This is a genomic window from Deltaproteobacteria bacterium, from assembly GCA_029860075.1.
In the GTDB taxonomy this organism is placed as follows: domain Bacteria; phylum Desulfobacterota; class JADFVX01; order JADFVX01; family JADFVX01; genus JAOUBX01.
In genome coordinates this window covers 1-17,723 of record JAOUBX010000087.1, presented here as the reverse complement: position 1 = coordinate 17,723, position 17,723 = coordinate 1, and the positions used below count along the sequence as shown (strand labels likewise).

The 17,723-nt window shown below is 46.7% G+C and carries 15 protein-coding genes; 10 read left to right on the top strand and 5 right to left on the bottom strand.

The features are described 5' to 3' along the window. The 4 genes from OEV42_18570 to OEV42_18555 all read left to right on the top strand — a co-directional run. A partial coding sequence (locus OEV42_18570) for a hypothetical protein (GenBank protein MDH3976275.1) occupies positions 1 to 683 on the top strand: 683 nt, incomplete at its 5' end. 370 nt (positions 684 to 1,053) lie between these two features. Beyond that, positions 1,054 to 1,710 (top strand): YdcF family protein, encoded by a 657-nt coding sequence (locus OEV42_18565; GenBank protein MDH3976274.1) that lies wholly within the window; start codon positions 1,054 to 1,056, stop codon positions 1,708 to 1,710. 39 nt (positions 1,711 to 1,749) lie between these two features. Next, positions 1,750 to 3,486: a B12-binding domain-containing radical SAM protein gene (locus OEV42_18560; protein MDH3976273.1), complete on the top strand. Its 1,737-nt coding sequence runs from the start codon at positions 1,750 to 1,752 to the stop codon at positions 3,484 to 3,486. Between the two features lie 123 nt (positions 3,487 to 3,609). Further along, positions 3,610 to 4,572: an NmrA family NAD(P)-binding protein gene (locus tag OEV42_18555; protein MDH3976272.1), complete on the top strand. Its 963-nt coding sequence runs from the start codon at positions 3,610 to 3,612 to the stop codon at positions 4,570 to 4,572. A gap of 4 nt (positions 4,573 to 4,576) precedes the next feature. On the opposite strand, the gene OEV42_18550 is transcribed toward OEV42_18555, so the two are convergent. Together OEV42_18550 and OEV42_18545 are read right to left on the bottom strand one after the other, a co-directional pair. Continuing rightward, the gene (locus OEV42_18550) at positions 4,577 to 6,103 is read right to left on the bottom strand and encodes an ATP-binding protein (GenBank protein MDH3976271.1); all 1,527 of its coding nucleotides are present in this window, start codon (positions 6,101 to 6,103) and stop codon (positions 4,577 to 4,579) included. A gap of 289 nt (positions 6,104 to 6,392) precedes the next feature. Beyond that, the gene (locus tag OEV42_18545; GenBank protein MDH3976270.1) at positions 6,393 to 7,913 is read right to left on the bottom strand and encodes an ATP-binding protein; all 1,521 of its coding nucleotides are present in this window, start codon (positions 7,911 to 7,913) and stop codon (positions 6,393 to 6,395) included. Positions 7,914 to 8,364: 451 nt separating this feature from the next. Here OEV42_18545 and OEV42_18540 point away from each other — a divergent pair, with 451 nt between their 5' ends. The 4 genes from OEV42_18540 to nfo are packed head-to-tail and all read left to right on the top strand — an operon-like array spanning position 8,365 to position 10,978. Next, the gene (locus OEV42_18540; protein ID MDH3976269.1) at positions 8,365 to 8,586 is read left to right on the top strand and encodes a DUF1858 domain-containing protein; all 222 of its coding nucleotides are present in this window, start codon (positions 8,365 to 8,367) and stop codon (positions 8,584 to 8,586) included. Then, positions 8,583 to 9,464 (top strand): PHP domain-containing protein, encoded by an 882-nt coding sequence (locus tag OEV42_18535; protein MDH3976268.1) that lies wholly within the window; start codon positions 8,583 to 8,585, stop codon positions 9,462 to 9,464. The genes OEV42_18540 and OEV42_18535 overlap by 4 nt, the downstream gene beginning before the upstream one ends. Further along, a complete protein-coding gene (locus OEV42_18530) occupies positions 9,445 to 10,119 on the top strand; it encodes an HAD family hydrolase (protein ID MDH3976267.1) in 675 nt (224 codons plus the stop codon). Before OEV42_18535 ends, OEV42_18530 begins: the two co-directional genes overlap by 20 nt. 1 nt (position 10,120) lies before the next feature. After that, entirely contained in the window at positions 10,121 to 10,978 is an 858-nt protein-coding gene (nfo, locus tag OEV42_18525) for a deoxyribonuclease IV (GenBank protein MDH3976266.1), read from the top strand. 8 nt (positions 10,979 to 10,986) lie between these two features. Here the strand turns inward: nfo and OEV42_18520 are convergent, their stop codons facing one another. Beyond that, positions 10,987 to 11,121 (bottom strand): hypothetical protein, encoded by a 135-nt coding sequence (locus OEV42_18520; GenBank protein MDH3976265.1) that lies wholly within the window; start codon positions 11,119 to 11,121, stop codon positions 10,987 to 10,989. Positions 11,122 to 11,413: 292 nt separating this feature from the next. Here OEV42_18520 and elbB point away from each other — a divergent pair, with 292 nt between their 5' ends. Together elbB and OEV42_18510 are read left to right on the top strand one after the other, a co-directional pair. Then, the gene (gene elbB, locus OEV42_18515) at positions 11,414 to 12,097 is read left to right on the top strand and encodes an isoprenoid biosynthesis glyoxalase ElbB (protein ID MDH3976264.1); all 684 of its coding nucleotides are present in this window, start codon (positions 11,414 to 11,416) and stop codon (positions 12,095 to 12,097) included. 5 nt (positions 12,098 to 12,102) lie between these two features. Then, entirely contained in the window at positions 12,103 to 12,762 is a 660-nt protein-coding gene (locus OEV42_18510; GenBank protein MDH3976263.1) for a metallophosphoesterase, read from the top strand. A gap of 146 nt (positions 12,763 to 12,908) precedes the next feature. Here the strand turns inward: OEV42_18510 and OEV42_18505 are convergent, their stop codons facing one another. Beyond that, the gene (locus tag OEV42_18505; protein ID MDH3976262.1) at positions 12,909 to 16,163 is read right to left on the bottom strand and encodes an Ig-like domain-containing protein; all 3,255 of its coding nucleotides are present in this window, start codon (positions 16,161 to 16,163) and stop codon (positions 12,909 to 12,911) included. Positions 16,164 to 16,270: 107 nt separating this feature from the next. Further along, positions 16,271 to 17,278: a hypothetical protein gene (locus tag OEV42_18500; protein ID MDH3976261.1), complete on the bottom strand. Its 1,008-nt coding sequence runs from the start codon at positions 17,276 to 17,278 to the stop codon at positions 16,271 to 16,273. Positions 17,279 to 17,723 lie beyond the last annotated feature (445 nt).

Here is a 17,723-nt window from a genome sequence, read left to right as displayed (position 1 = left end):
TAGATCTGGGAACGGACAGTGTCAACGGGAGGACAGTGATCAAGATGCCCGGTGACCGCTGGATTCTCTTTACCAAAGGGCCGGCCATGGGACCTGCCGTACTCTTTTGGGGACTGCTCCTTGTCATTTTCCTTGTTGCAGCAGGTTTGGGCCAGATCCGTATTACCCCCCTAAGGGCCCGCCAATGGATGCTTCTCGGCGTGGGGCTGAGCCAGCTTGAGGTGGAGATGGCAGCCATCATCGTTGCCTGGTTTCTGGCGCTCGGTCTGCGCGCGAGGATCAAACCGGGCCTATCCAAAGCGGCTTTCAATTCGATCCAGGCCGGACTTGTCGTCCTGACGATTGCGGCGCTCGCCACCCTCTTCGAGGGGATCAGTCAGGGGCTGCTCGGTCGGCCGGAGATGCACATTGCCGGAAACGGCTCACATGCGTACACCCTTAACTGGTTCCAGGACAGGTGCGCCAGCCTCCTGCCCACAGCATCGGCAATCTCCGTTCCCCTCCCGGTCTACCGCTTTCTTATGCTTGCCTGGTCACTCTGGATCGCCTCCGCCATGATCGGGTGGCTAAAATGGGGCTGGCACTGCTTCAGCACTAACGGCATATGGGAAAAGATCAAGCCGAAAGTGATATCGCAGGGGAGTGACAAAAAGAAAGAAGGCGAGAAAAAGCGAAAAAGCTGATCGTCTTTTGTATGGAGAGTATTCTCATAATATATCCCTTCCGGGAGCCTGCCGGACTGAGTCCAACAGGTTTAATTTAAAATCTCTTTAGAACCCGCCAGGGCTTCCTCCATCGGCTTCGTTTAAGGCGCCTTCGGGCAAAGAAGACCGCTGATAAGCTATCGGCATGGGAGTTCCTCTGCCGGGAACCACAGCCTGATGAGGGGGAATATAAAAAAACGGGATGCTTCATTTTGCCCTTTTGTCCCCTGCTTCATCATTGCTATTTTACCTGTCTCCACAAAAAGAAAGATTGAGTTGCAACATATACCGGCTGTATACTTGTCATATAATCTTATTTTAAGGAGCGCTTCCTTTCCGACCTTGCTTTATGTATGATAACAACAGAAAATTCAGGAAAAAACTGAGAACCATAATCGTTCTCCTTTTTCTTTCTCTTATGGCTTTCTCCGCCATTACAAATATTATTATTGCAAGGAATTATGACCGGTTTATTTATAACAATACGAAAGAAGTTCCCCGCAAGGACGTTGCGCTTGTGCTGGGAACATCCAGGTCTTTTCATGGTCGGCTCAATCTCTATTATACGTCACGGCTAAAAGCCGCCAGCGCTCTTTATAAGGACGGCAAGATAAAAAAAATACTTGTCAGTGGAGACAATTCGACTAAATATTATAATGAGCCCATTACAATGCAAAAGGACCTGGTAAATCTCGGAGTAAAAGAAGAGGATATCCATCTTGACTATGCGGGCTTTAGTACACTCGACTCGGTTATCCGGGCAAAAAAAGTATTCAGCCTTGATGAATTTATTATTATTTCCCAGGAATTCCACTGCGAACGGGCCCTCTTCATTGCACGAAGCAGGAACATAGAAGCCATTGCCTATGCAACACCCTATATCGAGCACAAAGGCAAGATCAAAATCTTTATGCGTGAACTCCTGGCCAGGATAAAGGCAGGGCTCGACATATGGATTATTAACAGATCTCCCAAATTTCTCGGTGAAAAGGTCGAGATTATTTGATCCTTTCTTATCTTTCTAGAAAAACTGGTTCCCATTTTCATGAAAGTCCTCCTTACAACACTTCATTCACGTTATATTCATTCTTCGCTGGCCCTGCCCTGCCTTGCTGCTGCGTGCCGTCACATTGAAAAGGTCAATCCCCTTATCCGGGAATTTACTATCAATGAAGAAAGATCGGAAGTGCTTTCCCGAATAGCCCGTGAAGGGGCCGACGTAATTGCTTTTTCCTGTTACATCTGGAATATAAAAGCTGTTCTGTCACTGGCAAAGGAGCTAAAGAAGAATAATAAAACCGCACTCATCGTACTGGGCGGACCGGAGGTTTCTTTTGACAGTGAAAAGATTTTGAGGGATAACAGCGCCATTGATTTTGTCGTAAAGGGTGAGGGTGAGCAGGGTTTTTCTCTCCTCCTTCGCGCCTTGTCCCAAGGTTCGCCTGCCGGCAACGTTCCCGGTATAGAGGCACAAGGGGCAGGCAATAAAATAAAAAGCGCCCCTCCCCTGCTTATGGATGACCTTGACCACATCCCTTCACCCTTCAGGGCCGGTCTTGTTAATATGAGCAAGCCCCTTATCTATTATGAAACCTCCCGGGGCTGCCCCTTTACCTGTGCCTTCTGCCTATCCTCCATGGAGGATAGGGTAAGGAGTTTTTCCATGGCGCGGATAAAGGACGATCTGGCCTGGCTTATGGAAAAGGAGGCCTCTACCATCAAGTTTGTTGACCGCACATTTAACTATCATGCCAAAAGAGCTAATGAAATATGGTGTTTCATTCTGGAAAAAACAATTTCAAGCCAATATCACTTTGAAATAGCGGCAGACCTCCTTACCAATGAGAACATGGAAGTGCTTAAAAAGGTTCCTCCGGCAATCTTTCGATTTGAAATCGGTGTACAGTCCGTTGCCGAAGAGACGCTCCATTCGGTAGGGAGAAAATCCGACCTTGCACGGCTTTTTACTAATGTGCGCCGCCTTGTCAGCGAGACAAGGGTCCATGTTCATCTCGATCTCGTGGCAGGTCTCCCGGGGGAAGATTTTGATGGTTTTCTGGCCTCCCTGGAGCGGCTTTTCAGCATGAAAGGCCACCATATTCAGGTAGAACCGCTAAAAGTGCTTAAAGGCGCGCCCATGATGGACATTGCCGGGAGGGAGGGCTACCTGTGGTCCCCTGATCCGCCCTACAAAATCATTAAAACGCCCTGGCTTGCTGAAGAGGAGATTGAAAAAATCGAAATCATGGGACAACTCCTTGAGCGGATTTTTAATAGCGGCAGGTTCAGAAAATCGCTTGATTTTATCTGCCGAAAGCTGCCCCTTTCCCGCTTCTTTTCGCTTCTGGCTGACTTCTGGATCAAAAGGGGCAAGCGTTCCATGCCCCTTGACGAACTTTTTGAAACGATAGCGCAATTTGGAGCCTCCCTGCCGGAAGTTAAACCGTTGCCCGCTTTTTATGAGGCAATTTCTTTCGACAGGGCCATGGCCGGTTATCCCCTTGAAAAAGGGCTGCCTTTCTATTTTCAGGTGAAAGATGACATATCCTGGAATATTGACAGAAAAGAAATTGCCCGGATCCGTCAAGAACTGAACATTGCCCCCACCTGCATGGTAAAGGCCTTTCGCTGGACATTTGAAAGGGAGTTCCACTGCCCGGGAAGAAAAAGAACAAAAAGAGACAGCCCCCTTCTCTTCATCTATCTTTCCGAAAAGGGAAAGAAACAGGAAGTTAAGATCAAGGCATGCGCATCTATCTTCCCATCTGCCTCATCTCTCTAATAAAAAAAGCAAAACAGCAAGATATGTCGCAAAAAAAGCAATATGTGACGCGCAAATCTTCCTGTTATTTTATAAAATTAATATGCAAAACAAATGATAGCGCCATAACTTGAGGAGGGGAAAATGATGATTGCTTTAATGGGCGGTGGCAGCACGCTTAACACCTATCTCGTTGACAGACTTATTAACAAAGACATTGCCGTAAGGTGTCTCATAAAAGACAGGACAAAAGCCCTTGCCATGCCCTTTGAAATAGAGTGCACCCTGGGCAGCCCCGACAATCATGCCTCTCTGGAAGCTTTTTTCCGTCACGCCGATGTAGCCTTAATCTATCTTCCCCCCTCCTATAATGAAGCAAGGCACGGTATTAATGCCCTTGAAGTGGCTAAAAACTCGGGAGTGAAAAAAATCGTTTATCTCTCTTCAATGATGCCCTGGAATTCAAGGCACTTGCCGCTTTTCAGAAACAAGGTAAGAATAGAGGAGGCCCTTCGCGGTTTGACTATTCCTTATACCATTCTCCGCCCCAATTTCTTTTTTCAGAGCTTGCTTTATTTTGAAAGAGAAATTATGAAACAGGGAACTTACCCCTTTCCCATCGGCTGTAACGGCGTATCACAGGTCGATCTCCGTGATGTTGCTGAAGCCGCCTTCAATGCGCTTACAATGGCTGATTATAACTGGAAAGAATACGCCATTTGCGGCCCTGAGGCCTTGTCAGGTGATGACTTGTCGGCAATACTGAGTGATGTTTTGGGCAAGGAAATCATTTACGGTGGAAATGATATCAGGTCCTGGAAAGAGATAGCGGAAACCTTCATGCCTGGAGCTATTGTTGAAGAGTGGACAAAAATTTTCGGTTTTATCCAGCGTGGAGGGCTTTTCCCTGATGCTGATGACATGATCAAACAGCGAGAGATTCTGAGGGGAGCTCCCCTTTCATTCCGTGATTTTGCAGAAGAGCTTGCCATGATCTGGAAAAGCCGTGAAGCGGCCGGGCTCAAGACCAGGGTAAGGCAGGAAAAGCTTTATAGGGCCCCATCAAGAAGGGCAAGGTCAGTCCCTTATCAGCAGCGCCATATCTAGGATATCAGGAAGCGGGCCCTTTATGAAGGGGAAGCGTAATGTGGAACCTGCTTCCCTCACCTGCTTTGCTCTCCACCCCTATTTTGCCGCCCTGCCTTTCAATAAAGTCCTTGCAGAGAATCAGTCCCAGTCCGGAGCCTGTTTTCCTTCCCCCTTCCATTCCTGAATATCTAATGTCGCCGCAGAATATTTTTTTAAGGTTTTCCTCACTGATTCCAACACCCGTATCGGCAATGCTTATTTCAAGAAAGTTACCCTTTGTTCTCGAAGAAAGGGTAACCTTTCCCCCTTCCCCTGTATATTTAATTGCATTTGAAATAAGGTTCCGGATGACCGTATTAACCATATTTTCATCAGCAAATACAAGTGTATCACTTTCAATATGTGAGACTAAGGCTATCTTTTTATGCGCTGCGCTTTGCTGCATAAGAGAGAAGTTTTCCGCTATGAGAGGCGCGATATTTATGTTTTTTGGTTCATTAGTGATACCTCCCGTCTGGGTAAAGGACCACTTTAGCAGGTTATCGAGCAGATCATAGATCTCTTCTGCCGACTCATGGATATCTTTTGTGAAATCTTTTTTGGTATCTTCGTCAAGTCTGTCGTAGTTTTCCAGGAGAGCACCTGAAAAGCCGATGAGACTGGTAAAGGGATTTTTAAGATCGTGAGATATAATGGAGAAAAAGCGGTCTTTTGTCTGGTTCGCCTCTGTAAGTGCTCGCTCGCTCGCTTTGAGTTCCCTGAAAAGAATATCATAAGGTCTGTTAAGGCCCGTCGCTATAATGGATTCATAAATGAACGCAAAGGAAATAATTTTAAAGAAATGGCCTGTCAGATTTGAAAAACCGTAAATATCGATGTAGAAGGTAAAAGACAGTTCCGAAAGAATGGTGAAGATAAGTGAATAAAGAAGACAGTCGAATACTTTTTTGTCAAAACCTTCCTTATGCCTGTATAATCTCACAATGGCCAGAATGAGGATAAAGCAGATAATATATTCGTTTATCACCTTGAATGGTGTAAGGCCCATGCCGTCAATATAGGTAGCAGGAAAAATATTCCAATAAAAGATGGTCGTCAGGATTAAGGCCGTTAGCGCTGAAAAAAGAACAAATAGGGCGATGGGATTAAATTTCTTTTTTATTTTCAGAAAGCTGAAAGCCATGAGAAGGCCGATGCTTTCCATGTAACGGGTCGCTATCCATATCTGGGTAGCGTAATGTTTCTCATCAGGGAAAAAAGGCATGCCTTCATAGGCAAGGGTATGGATGGAATCAAGAAAGCCCACATAAAAATAGGCGATACCGAGAAAAATAAAGTAGAGATTATCGAAGTAGCGCCTTGAATTCCAGGCAAAGAGGAAGATGGAAAATGCGATAACAATGCTGAACATTTCAGCAAGGTTATGGAAGATGAGATAGTTGTGCAGGCTGACAAAATAGAGTGCAGCAAGGAAAAGCAGTCCCAAAAGGAAAGTAATGGCTCCCTTGAGGGGAAAGGATTTTTCAGCCTTTTCAGCTACTGAACCCATTGTCAGATATTAGGAACCCTCTTAAAAATTTATGCGCGGCATGTGAAGGTTAAAAAAGCCGCCTTCTTCCTTGCAAGTTTTACCTGCAGTCACTTATAGACTGCAATTAATGTTAAACCTGATTTTTTCAATGTCTTTATCTGATCGCCCGAAAAAAACAGCATTGTTCTTTATTTTATACGACAATCAACGAATATGGCAATCTCTGAATTATTAAAGCGCCGTCATGAGCGGTTTAAAGCCATCCCGACAGAGCGTTGGTGAGAAATGGGGGCTAAGCAATTGATTCTTAGCAAAGAGGAAGGGTAAAACTGAACCTGCTACCTTCGCCGGGCTTACTCTCCACCCATATCTTACCACCGTGCTTTTCAATAAAGTCCTTGCAAAGAACAAGGCCAATCCCTGTTCCCGTCTCTTTTTCCGTTCCCCTCGTTAAATGCTTTTCATCTATGCGGAATATCTTTTTCATATATTCATCGCTCATGCCTACGCCCGTATCGGCAATGGTAATTTCGAGAAAGTCCTTTTTTGCGGTTGATGAAAGGGTGATATTTCCTCCCTTGCCGGTAAATTTGATTGCATTTGAAAAAAGGTTGCGGAGAATCGTGTTAAGCATATTGATATCGGCAAACAACACTCTGTCACCATCAATAGCTGAAACAAGGGTTATCTCCTTTAGCTCGGCGCTTTTCTCCATGAGAGAGATATTTTCGTCTACCACGGTAGAAAAATCTACTTTCCCCGGCTTAAAGACAATGCTGTTCGTTTGAGCAAGAGACCATTGAAGGAGATTATCGAGCAGGTTATAGATCTGCTCTGCCGAGTCATAGATCGCTCTGGCAAAATTCTTTTTCGTTTTTTCATCAAAGCTGTCATAACTGTCTATAAGGGTTTCTGAAAAGCCCATAAGGCTTGTAAAGGGGGCCCTAAGATCATGAGAAATGATGGAAAAGAACCTGTCTTTAGTCTGGTTTGCCTCTTTCAAGGCCAGCTCACTCTGCTTAAGCTCTCTGAAGAGAAGATCATAAGGCCTTGTCAAACCTGTCGCAATAATAGCCTGGTACATCAATTTAAATGAGATAATTTTGAAAATATGGCCCACCAGATTTGAAAAACCGTACACGTTAATATAAAAGGTAAAGGCCAGTTCCGAAAAAATGGTAAGAACAAGCGACGAAAGGAGATAGTTAAATACCTTGTTATCAAAAGCACTTTTGCGTCTGTAGAGTATAAAAATAGAAACCATAATAATAAAGCAGATGATATATTCACTGACTACCTTGAATAAGGTAAGGCCTTTGCCATGAATAAAGAGGACGGGAAATATTTCCCAGAAAAAGATAGCGCCAATAATCAGGGCGCTTATCATTGAATATAAGACAAAGATAAAAACGGGGTTGATTCTTCTGCTTGTTGAGAGAAAGCTGAAGGCAATAAAAAAGCTGATACTCTCCATATAACGGGCAGCAATCCATACCTCAGTTGCATAATGGCTGTAAGCGGGAAAAAAAGGCATACCTTCATAAGCAAGCGTGTGAAGTAAATCAAGGACAGCCACATGAAAATAGGCGATGCCGAGAAAAATAAAGCAGAAGTTATCAAGATACTTCCTTGAGTTCCAGGCAAAGAGGAAAATGGAAAAGGCAATGACAATGCTGAATACCTCAGCAAAGGTGTGGAATAAAAGGTAGTCGTAGAAACTGATAAGGTACAAAAGAAAAAGAGCAAAAACAGCACTGACTATATTTATTGCCATTCTTGCAGATAAAGATTCTTCACTACCTTTTTCAGCCGGCCTGGTTATTGTCAACTTTACTCTCCCTATTTCTTATCGTCCTCATCATCGGCCTATCCCTAGTGATTGCAGCGCTTTTAAAGGAAGCAATGAGGTGCTCATATGGTTGAAAAATTTCTATTTCACTATCCTGCGGCCAAGGAGCAAACCATTGAATTTAAAAATCACAAAGGGACTTTATTTATATCCCGTTGTAAATAACCGAAAGAAAGAGCAATATCAAACCGACAGGTCCCAGCCTCTTTAATATAAAAAGTTTAGCATATCGCCTTTAAATGGCAAGGCGCCCTTATACCTTGTTTACATTGCCGCAGCCGCAGATCGACCCTGATAAAAGGCAAGCTATTATGGCCCTTTTCTCCTGGGGCAACCTCTCAATTCCAGCCGTGCCAAAAATCTGTTCACAAAAAGGAAAATCATTTGTTATACTGGCCTTACGTAAACAAGAAACAGGTTGGGTGATTTTATGAAAAAGAGGATTACCAAAGATATGTTTATCCAGGATATCATTCATGAACATCCTGAGACTATCCAGGTTTTCAAAGAACATAAACTGGAATGCATGAATTGCCAGATTGCCGAGTTTGAAGACATCGGGCATGGCGCAAAAGTCCATCACCTCGATCCGGAAAAGCTGGTCAATGCATTAAACGCAGCCCTTGAAAAGAAAGACGCAGATAGTCCATGAAAGGTGGACTTGTAGACCTCCACATCCATACCACAGCCAGTTCAGACGGGCAGCACAGTCCGGAAGAAATCTTTAAAATGGCAACCCTCAAGAAGCTGAAGGCCATTGCCTTTGCAGACCATAACAGCGTCGACAGCATCGATGAGGGGCTGCAACTGTCGAAGAGATATAAGATTGAACTCATCCCCTGCTTTGAACTGAATACCATCTATGATGGTATGGACCTCCACCTGCTCGCTTATTTCATTGAATACAAGGACCCCGCTTTTCATGAATGGCTTCATGAAATACATGACGCTAAAAAAGAACAGGCGCTGGACAGATTAAAAGCGCTTCAGGACCTTGACTTTCCTGTCAGCCTTGATGACCTGGAAAGGGCGGCAAAGGGGCAAATCCCTTCGGGCTCCACATTCATGACGGCCCTTTTAAGGAGGGAGGAAGGACGTCGTGACCCCAGGCTGAAACCCTATATCGATGGAGACCGTTGTGATTCACCGTCACTCAATTTTTACAGGGATTATTTCCGAAAAGGAAAGCCCGCCTTTGTGCCGCTCAAAGTATGCCCCACAGAAGAAGGCATAGAAAAGATCAGGCAATTTGGCGGCGTGCCTGTTCAGGCCCACCCTTCCGATACGGGTGATGAAAGGATATCGGAACTCATCGATGCAGGCCTCATGGGTCTTGAGGCTTATTCGTCATACCATACACCCGAAGAGAGCGAACACTTCAGACAACTGGCCCAAAGCCGGGGAATTATTGCAACGTCGGGTTCTGATTTTCACGGTAAAAGGATAAAGCCCAATGTAGAAATGGCCTCTGTCGGAGGCAACAGCTATGAAATAGTAGAAAGGTTAAAAGATGCAAAAAGAAGAATCTGATTCTCCCTCTCAAACCCATGGTGTAAAAGGCGTTATTTTTGATCTCGATGGAACGCTTATCGATTCCTTTGAGGCCATCAGGGAAGGTTTTAACACGACCCTTCCTCTTTACGGCCTTGATCCACTAAGTCTCGATGAAACAAAATCCGTCGTCGGCAGCCCCTTGAAAGATACCCTTGCAGAGATGGTTGGGGAAGAGAATGCCGAAGAAGCAACGGTAATTTTCAGAAAACGATACAAGGAAGTCTACCTCGAAAAAACCCTGCCCATGCCCTATGCCGATGAAATCATTAAAAAGCTTTTCGGGAAAGGGCTTAAGTTGGGCGTTGCGACAAACAAACATGGCGGTTTTTCACGGAAAATTATTGAGCACCTTGGTTGGAATGAACTTATAGGGAGTGTTGTTGGAGAAGGTGATACGGCTAAGAGCAAACCCGAACCGGACATGATATTTCAAAATCTTGAAAACCTGTCCATTGGCAATAAAGAGACTCTCTTTATCGGTGATTCTCCCGTTGACTTAAAAACCGGTGAAAATGCTTCCGTAAAAACTATTGCCGTCCCCACGGGCCATCATTCGAAAGAGATGCTTCTTAAGGCCGGTGCAACCGTAGTTATTGAAGACCTTTCCTGTTTGGAGGAAGCGGTTTTTTAATATGGCACAGGAACATTTACTGGGCGCGCATATGTCCATATCGGGTGGTATCGATCTGGCCATAGACCGTGGTGAACAGGTGGGTTGCCATGTAATGCAGGTCTTTACGAAAAATTCCAACCAGTGGCAGGGCAAAGCGCTTGAAGAGAGCGTCATAGAAAGCTATAAAAGCAAGCTTGAAAAGAGCCCCGTTTCAGAAGTTATTGCCCACGATTCCTACCTTATTAATCTTGCTTCCCCTGAAAAGGAGATGAGGCAGCGCTCTTTTGACGCTTTTCTTGATGAAATGGAACGATGCCGTAAGCTGGGTATTTCTTCGCTGGTCATGCATCCCGGTTCCCATAAAGGGGCAGGCGAGGAAGGGGGCCTAAAAATTATTACGGAAGAATTTAATGAACTCCTCGCCATGACTGACGGCTGGGGTGTCCATATCGTCGTCGAGACGACGGCCGGACAGGGGACCAACCTCGGTTACCGCTTTGAGCATATTGCCTCCATCATTGACGGCGTAAAAGAAAAGGATCGCATTAAGGTCTGTTTCGATACATGTCATGTTTTTGCCGCCGGTTATGATCTCTCCACTGAAGAGGGCTACTATGAAACGATGGAAAGATTCGAATCCCTCATCGGCCTCGACCGGCTTGCGGCCTTTCACATTAACGATTCAAAGAAGGCCCTCGGCAGCCGTGTAGACCGCCATGAACATCTTGGTAAGGGTGAACTGGGTGAAACTCCCTTCAGGTTAATAATGAATGATCCCCGTTTTGCCGGCATTCCGAAAATTCTCGAAACGCCAAAGGGCAAGGAGATGGAGGAAGACAAGGTTAATCTCGCCTATTTACGAAATCTTGTCCGTTAATCCTTTTGTTATGGCCTGCCACTAATTTTTGACTCTCTCTTCTCGATACTTCCATCCCTTTGTGCCATTTCGACAGTCGGGAGAAATCCCTCTTTAAATTGTTCGAAGGTATGGAGCTTATTGCTTATTGTGTTATAACCCATCCCCCTCTCAATCTCCCCCTTGAAGGGAGAGAAGTAATATTCCCTCCCCTTCAAGGGTCTTGATGCCCTTGAGGGTAGAGGGTCAGGGTGGGGATGGGGTTCCAGTACTCATTTAAAGTGATTCGTCGGCGAGGGTATTTTTATTTTTTGCTTCCCATATTAATATTGACCTCTTAACAAGTCTTTCCCCCCCTATAGGCTCTGCACCAAAAAGAGCGATCTTTTCCTTGCAAAGTATCTCTTCTTTAGTATTATATGTTCATATTTAAAAATAGACTTAAGGAGGCTTTAAATGAAAAATATTGCTGTTGTACTTTCCGGTTGCGGTGTCTACGATGGGAGTGAAATTCATGAATCGGTTATAACACTCCTTGAAATAAGAAAAAACGGGGCTGCTTATTCCTGCTTTGCTCCCGACAAGAACCAGCTTCATGTCATAAACCACACCACAGGTGAAGAGATGGAAGGGCCCAGAAACGTGCTTGTCGAATCAGCCAGGATTGCCAGAGGAGAAATCAGGGCGCTTTCAGAGTTAAACCCTGAAGATTTCGATGCCGTCATTTTTCCCGGCGGATTCGGTGCCGCAAAAAATCTGAGTACCTGGGCTGTCAACGGCCCTGAAGGTGGAATCGACGGAGACGTGAAGCGTATCATTAATAAAGCTGTCAATGGCGGTGTGCCTGTGGCGCTTGTCTGTATGGCGCCTGTTCTTGTCGCAAAAGCGCTGGAAGGAACGGGGACGGTGGCAAAGATCACCGTTGGCACGACGGAAGACAAATCACCCTACGACATTGAAGGAATCAATAGCGGAATGATGTCCGTCGGTGCCGATCCTCACCAGTGTCCCGTTTCGGAGTTTATTGTCGATGAAGGGAATAAAATCATCACGACGCCTGCCTACATGATGGAGGCTAATATTGTAGAGGTGGCTGAAGGGATAGGAAAGACGGTAAAGAAGCTGCTGGAGCTTGTTTAAAAAAGATGAAAATAATAGCCTTTGGCGATATACATGAAAAAATAACAAACCTCGATCTTCTCAGCCATAAGATATCAGAAGCAGACCTTCTCCTTATTACGGGAGACCTCACCCAATTCGGCGGTCTCAAAACCGCCGCGCCTGTCATTGAAAAACTGAGGTCTTTAAACCCTAATACCCTAATGCAGGCGGGCAACCTCGATCATCCTGAAGTCGAGGGATATCTTGAGGCCCTCGGCATAAGCCTTCACGGCAGAGGTCATGTTTTAGGTGAAATAGGCATCTTCGGTTGCGGCGGGGGAAATCCTTCTCCCTTTAATACGCCCAATGAATTTGCTGAAGAGGAAATAGCGCAAATTCTGAAAAGCGGTTTTGAGTCCGTCAGGGACTGCCCTGTCAAAATTATGGTCCCTCATGCGCCGCCTTATGATACAAAAGTCGATATAGTTAACAATGGATTACATGTGGGAAGCAAGGCGGTGAGGGATTTTATCGAAAAATATGAGCCCCGCCTTTGCCTCTGTGGCCATATTCATGAGGCGGCAGGGGAAGACTATGTGGGAAAGACTCACATTATCAATGCAGGTCCCTTTTTTGAAGGGGGATTTGTCGTTGCTGATTATACTTCGGCAAAACTAACTGCCGGGCTCAGGTTTGTGACCTGATTTCATAGTTGCTGAAACTTTCTTTTTTATCCATCCCCCGCCCTTTTAAAAACTTATTTTTTCCAATTGCAACAGGAGTCATCAAAAAAAAGGGCCTGCAATTTGACAGGCCCATTAAATCAGAATTCAAAATCATTATTACTTATTCAATTTCCCTTCTTCCATCGCCTTTTCACCCTGAAAAGTATAGCCATAGCGGCCAACAAAAATGCTGCCATCAGGCTAAGCCCAAAGAGGGGATACTTAACACCATAGACAAGCGGTGAAAGAGCCCACCGGGTTACTGTTCTTAAGTTTTCACTTGCTGAAATCACATCGGCAAGGGGTGGAGAGTAGTCGTAGTAGAGTTTAACAAATAACCTGCCCGGCGCATTAGTAAGAAGGTAATCATCGCGGAATTCCCTGAGGACCATCACATCAGGAGCCATATAGCTACCATAAGCTGCCGTCGCTATAAAACAGCCGTTTCTTACAAAGACATCATTACTGTGGCCGTTTCTGTGATAACCTGTTGCCGTCATTGAACCGGCACCGCCCAGGTCAAGGACCGCACCGTTTACCGTGCCGTCACCGTCATTAGGACCTCCGTCTTCTATGGTCAGTTCTATACACCAATGGCCTTCCGTCAGGCCTGCCGTATAGGCCGCGTCTCCCGGAGGCGGACAGAAGCCGGCCTGTCCCGGCGCGGAAGCAAGGCTGTTATTTGCGTCTTCCACAAAGTCACCCCAGCCGGAAGAAGGGGTATATTTCCTGTATTGGGCATCGGCAGGGATTGCTGTTGCCTGTGGAATGACAATCCTTACACTGTCTCCCGGATTTGCAAGACCGCTAACGAGGAAGTCGAAATAACCGCCGATGTTAGGCACCGTGTCGGAGGGGATCGATAAGGCAGTCATGTCGGTCCCACTCATTCCCGCTCTGTCGTTGCCTGCGGCAAGGGCCGTATTGCCGAGCGCTAAAAAGGTGCCGCTTTCCGACTCAATGAGGTAGCTGTCGGAAACAGCCGTCACTGTCTGCAACACATTGCCGGCAAGCGTAGAGGCATCGAGGTAGTTGGGTATGCCGTCGCCGTCATCGTCACCTGTTCCTTCCACATCATCGTTAGGACCATCACCGTCGGTGTCTGTCGCACTGAGGGTCGGCATGGTGGACGTCACGTTCAGCGAGAGTACAACGGAATCGCTTAGTGCAGGCGCGCCGTCGTCAGTCACTGTCAGCCTGAGCGTATAGAGGCCGTCCGTCAGGACTGAAGGATCGAAAACGAAAGAACTGCTCGTATAATTCCCGAAGGTATCCACAAGCTGTACATCGCTTCCGCTCCAGTCATAGCTGTGTGAATCTCCCGTATTCGGATCAGCCAGCGTAGAAGAAACGGTGACATTGACTCCCGTACTATTAATAAATGTTGTCGATGTTCCACCCTGAGTGGCAGCCAGGATTACGACAGGTGGCAGGTTCCCCTCAGCGAGAGTCGTCGTATTAACCGTTTTAATCCCGGCAGCGGCGTTTGTCGGTGTACTCATGGTAATAATAACCGTTTCGTCGGCGTCACCGGCGCCGTCATCGACAGTAGTGAAAACAATCGTTGTCGACCTGCCTCCGGCAATAGTGGCTGTATAGTTTGTTAGTGTGTAGTCTGAACCGGGGCCTGAACCGGTGGCTGTGCCCGTCACCGTATAGGGAACAGATACGGGGTAGGTGACGGCATCTCCGTTTAAAAGAACCCTTACCGTTACCGTATTCCCTTCGGCAACGGTCTGATCAGGTGAGAAATCGACAAGGGGAGCCACGTTAACCGTCTGGATTGATGATGCCCGGTTAAAGGCTGCGTCTTCAGCAACCCACTTAATGGAATGGGTGCCCGGCTCAAAAGGACCGGTATCGTTGGGCGTCGGCGTAAGCGGGCCATCCAAATCATCGTTTGCCGTCCCCGTACCTAGATCGACGACGGTAAAGAGGCCTGTTGCATCGACATTAACATCGGTTGGCGCTGTTACTGACGGTGGATTATTATCGACTTGAGGATCAGTTCCATTACCAAACTCCGTTACATTATTTATCCCATCCCCATCGAGGTCTGTAACATCATCGTTTCCATCATAAGGGTCAAGGCCGTTATTTAACTCCCACTCATCACTCATCTCGTCGTTGTCAAAGTCAGTAAGTATAGTAAGAGCTGCTGAAGCGCTACCTGTATTACCACCTCCGTCTGTTGCAGTTGCTGTAATATTATGTGCTCCCATAGATAGAGTTGATACGGTTATCGTCCAGTTTCCTCCCGTTGCAGTACCGCTACCGATAAGGGTATCTGCTGCCGGGTTATCACTATAAAGTTTAACTGTTGCATCAGCCTCAGCTGTTCCTGTAAAGTCAGGTGTCATATCACCAGTTAGGTTATCTGTGCTCGATGCACCCGTATCCGTTGCTGCTGTCAGGTCCGGTGTGGACGGCGCTGCCGGAGCAACAGCATCGACGAGAATGGCCGCTGTAGAGCCGACACTATTGAGTGTCAGGTTGGCGCTGTTGCCACCGCCGTCCTCTATGGTGTCCGTATTAATGGTGAGAGTGCCGACAGCAATTCCGTCGCTGTCGAAGTCACCGGCCTGTACCGTATAACGGTAGGTCACGCTCGTTACCGTTTTGGACTGGTAAGCGGCCGTAACACCGCTTGCCCCGATGGTCAGGCCAAGCGTGGAAGATGTTCCCGTCATGGTGATGGTGTCATTAAAATTAACGGTAAAGTCGAGATTCTGGCCCGCCGCATAGGTTGCATTAGCGGGGACGGCTACAGAAGTGACGATGGGGCCGGCAGCATCCACCAGTACGGCTGCCGTAGAGCCGACGCTGTTGAGCGTCAGGTTGGCGCTGTTGCCTGCGCCGTCCTCGATGGTGTCCGTATTAATGGTGATTGTTCCAACAGCAATTCCGTCGCTGTCGAAGTCACCGGCCTGTACCGTATAACGGTAGGTCACGCTCGTTACCGTATTCGACTGGTAGGCTGCTGTAACGCCGCTTGCACCGATGGTCAGGCCGAGCGTGGAACTGGTACCCGTCATGGTGATATTTTCATCAAAATTGACGGTAAAGTCGAGGTTCTGGCCCGCCGCATAGGTACCGTTGGCGGGGACGCTTACAGAAGTGACGGTGGGAGCAATGTTGTCAGTCCCGGCCCAGAAGCCCGCATTCAGGTTGTAACCCGTACTTGACGAACTTCCGATAGAAAACTCTCCCACCGTGCCGGTAAGGCTATAATTTGTCGATGAGGAAGCATCGCCGCCACTGCCGACAACATCGAGCGTTATGCCATAGCTAGCGCTCGTCATTGCGCTGGACGCCGAAGGTAAAAGGAGCAAGAGAACAACAAAGGGTAAGGCCTTCAACCATTTTACCGCTATTTTCATAATTACACCTTATTTATAAACAGGTTAATCCTGATAATTTCTATAAATGATTCCCCGTCTTTGCTTGTAGATATTTTTCATATCCCTTTCAGATATTAATCAGAAATCTATTCGCAGGTGAATCCATAACCTACTGTTGCGGAACCCGACCCCGTGCTGGCAACTCTCAAGGTTAACCAGTTGCCGGCAAGTACATTGTCCGTATTGCTCGTATCACTGCACGAAGAGACCGTTTCGGCAACACCAACGTTTGCGCTTGCCGAGCATGTTAGCGACGTGGCTGATGATGTGCCGCCTGTTGTCCCCTTCATAAGTGTAACGACGTGAGAACCGCTTTGTCCTGCAGTCCATGGAATAACATGAAAGTAAAGATTTTTTGCCGTGCAATTGAAGGGTACGATTACCAGGCGTAAATATTGATAAGTAGGCTCGCCACCTGTAGTACCGTTTGGTGAGAAGTATAATGTTGTGTTTGTAACTGTTCCGCCGCCACCGCCGTATACGGCTTTGCCGCCGCCTCCCGCTGCTGCAGCCTGAAAAGTTGGAGCAGCACCTGCGCCATTGGAGGTTAAGACTTGTCCCGATGTGCCTGCCGCCACGGTGGTTGGCGCGGAGGCAGCACTCCAGGTAATCAATTGCCCCGCCGTGCCGTTGGCAAGCTCAGTCACGTTTATGGTTGAACCGAGCTTTGTTACATTTGCAGAAAGAGCGCCGTCATCCACGCTCCCTGCTGAATCAATCGTTCCGGCCTTCACCGCAAAGGGTGTATTTGCCAGCTTTTGCCGTGGCGTCATCTCGCCGTCACCGGCCACATTCACGCCCAGCCAGAGATCGGCCTGTGGGAGTTTAGTGTTATCTATGGGCGTCACCGAGCCGAGTTGAACACTGAAGATGCCATTTGATACGCTCACGCTGTTTTGTGTTTCACTCCAGATGGCCCCACCCCCCGACGATGTTGAGTAGATGGAGAAAGTGATGTTCGGTGTTGCTGTTACCGGGCTGCCTACCGAATCGGTGAGTTTCCCCTGGTAGTTTATCGTACCCGGAACATCTGCCGTGGCGATAGTTCCTGCCAACAGTACTGCTCCCATAATTATTGCCGCTAATCTCTTCATAACGCCTCCTGTGAGTACTCCGTTTTACATTTTGAATTTCTCAAGCAAAAACTCAAGGGTACAAAAATACAGATCTGCATAATTCATCCAGGGCCTGTGACTCTCCGACTCGCCCTCAGTAGTAGTTTAAATTTTCAATATATATCAAAAATGCTACTATGCGGTCAGCAAGATGTCAATAATATCCAAAAAAATTTTAATATTTTTTTTATAATTATTCCCAACATTTCAACTATCCCTTTTTTTTGCAGACTAGCGGAAATTTTGTCGAGCTATTTATCTTGTAGTTTCAGAGACTTAAAGATAGTGAGTCAATGTTTCCTTTGTCAGGGCATACATCAACAGGTTGTCCGAGAATAGTTTGCCGTAATCTTTTAACAGCAAGTGCACCTTTTTGCCAAGCCTCTGTTTTCATGGATAAAAAATAGATACTGCCAAAACGTAC

Coding starts and splice junctions, on each gene's coding strand:
- OEV42_18565 (MDH3976274.1), top strand. CDS start 1,054: ATGTATGATAACAACAGAAAATTCAGGAAAAAACTGAGAACCATAATC.
- OEV42_18560 (MDH3976273.1), top strand. CDS start 1,750: ATGAAAGTCCTCCTTACAACACTTCATTCACGTTATATTCATTCTTCG.
- OEV42_18555 (MDH3976272.1), top strand. CDS start 3,610: ATGATGATTGCTTTAATGGGCGGTGGCAGCACGCTTAACACCTATCTC.
- OEV42_18550 (MDH3976271.1), bottom strand. CDS start 6,103: ATGGGTTCAGTAGCTGAAAAGGCTGAAAAATCCTTTCCCCTCAAGGGA.
- OEV42_18540 (MDH3976269.1), top strand. CDS start 8,365: ATGAAAAAGAGGATTACCAAAGATATGTTTATCCAGGATATCATTCAT.
- OEV42_18535 (MDH3976268.1), top strand. CDS start 8,583: ATGAAAGGTGGACTTGTAGACCTCCACATCCATACCACAGCCAGTTCA.
- OEV42_18530 (MDH3976267.1), top strand. CDS start 9,445: ATGCAAAAAGAAGAATCTGATTCTCCCTCTCAAACCCATGGTGTAAAA.
- nfo (MDH3976266.1), top strand. CDS start 10,121: ATGGCACAGGAACATTTACTGGGCGCGCATATGTCCATATCGGGTGGT.
- OEV42_18520 (MDH3976265.1), bottom strand. CDS start 11,121: ATGGGTTATAACACAATAAGCAATAAGCTCCATACCTTCGAACAATTT.
- elbB (MDH3976264.1), top strand. CDS start 11,414: ATGAAAAATATTGCTGTTGTACTTTCCGGTTGCGGTGTCTACGATGGG.
- OEV42_18510 (MDH3976263.1), top strand. CDS start 12,103: ATGAAAATAATAGCCTTTGGCGATATACATGAAAAAATAACAAACCTC.
- OEV42_18505 (MDH3976262.1), bottom strand. CDS start 16,163: ATGAAAATAGCGGTAAAATGGTTGAAGGCCTTACCCTTTGTTGTTCTC.
- OEV42_18500 (MDH3976261.1), bottom strand. CDS start 17,278: ATGAAGAGATTAGCGGCAATAATTATGGGAGCAGTACTGTTGGCAGGA.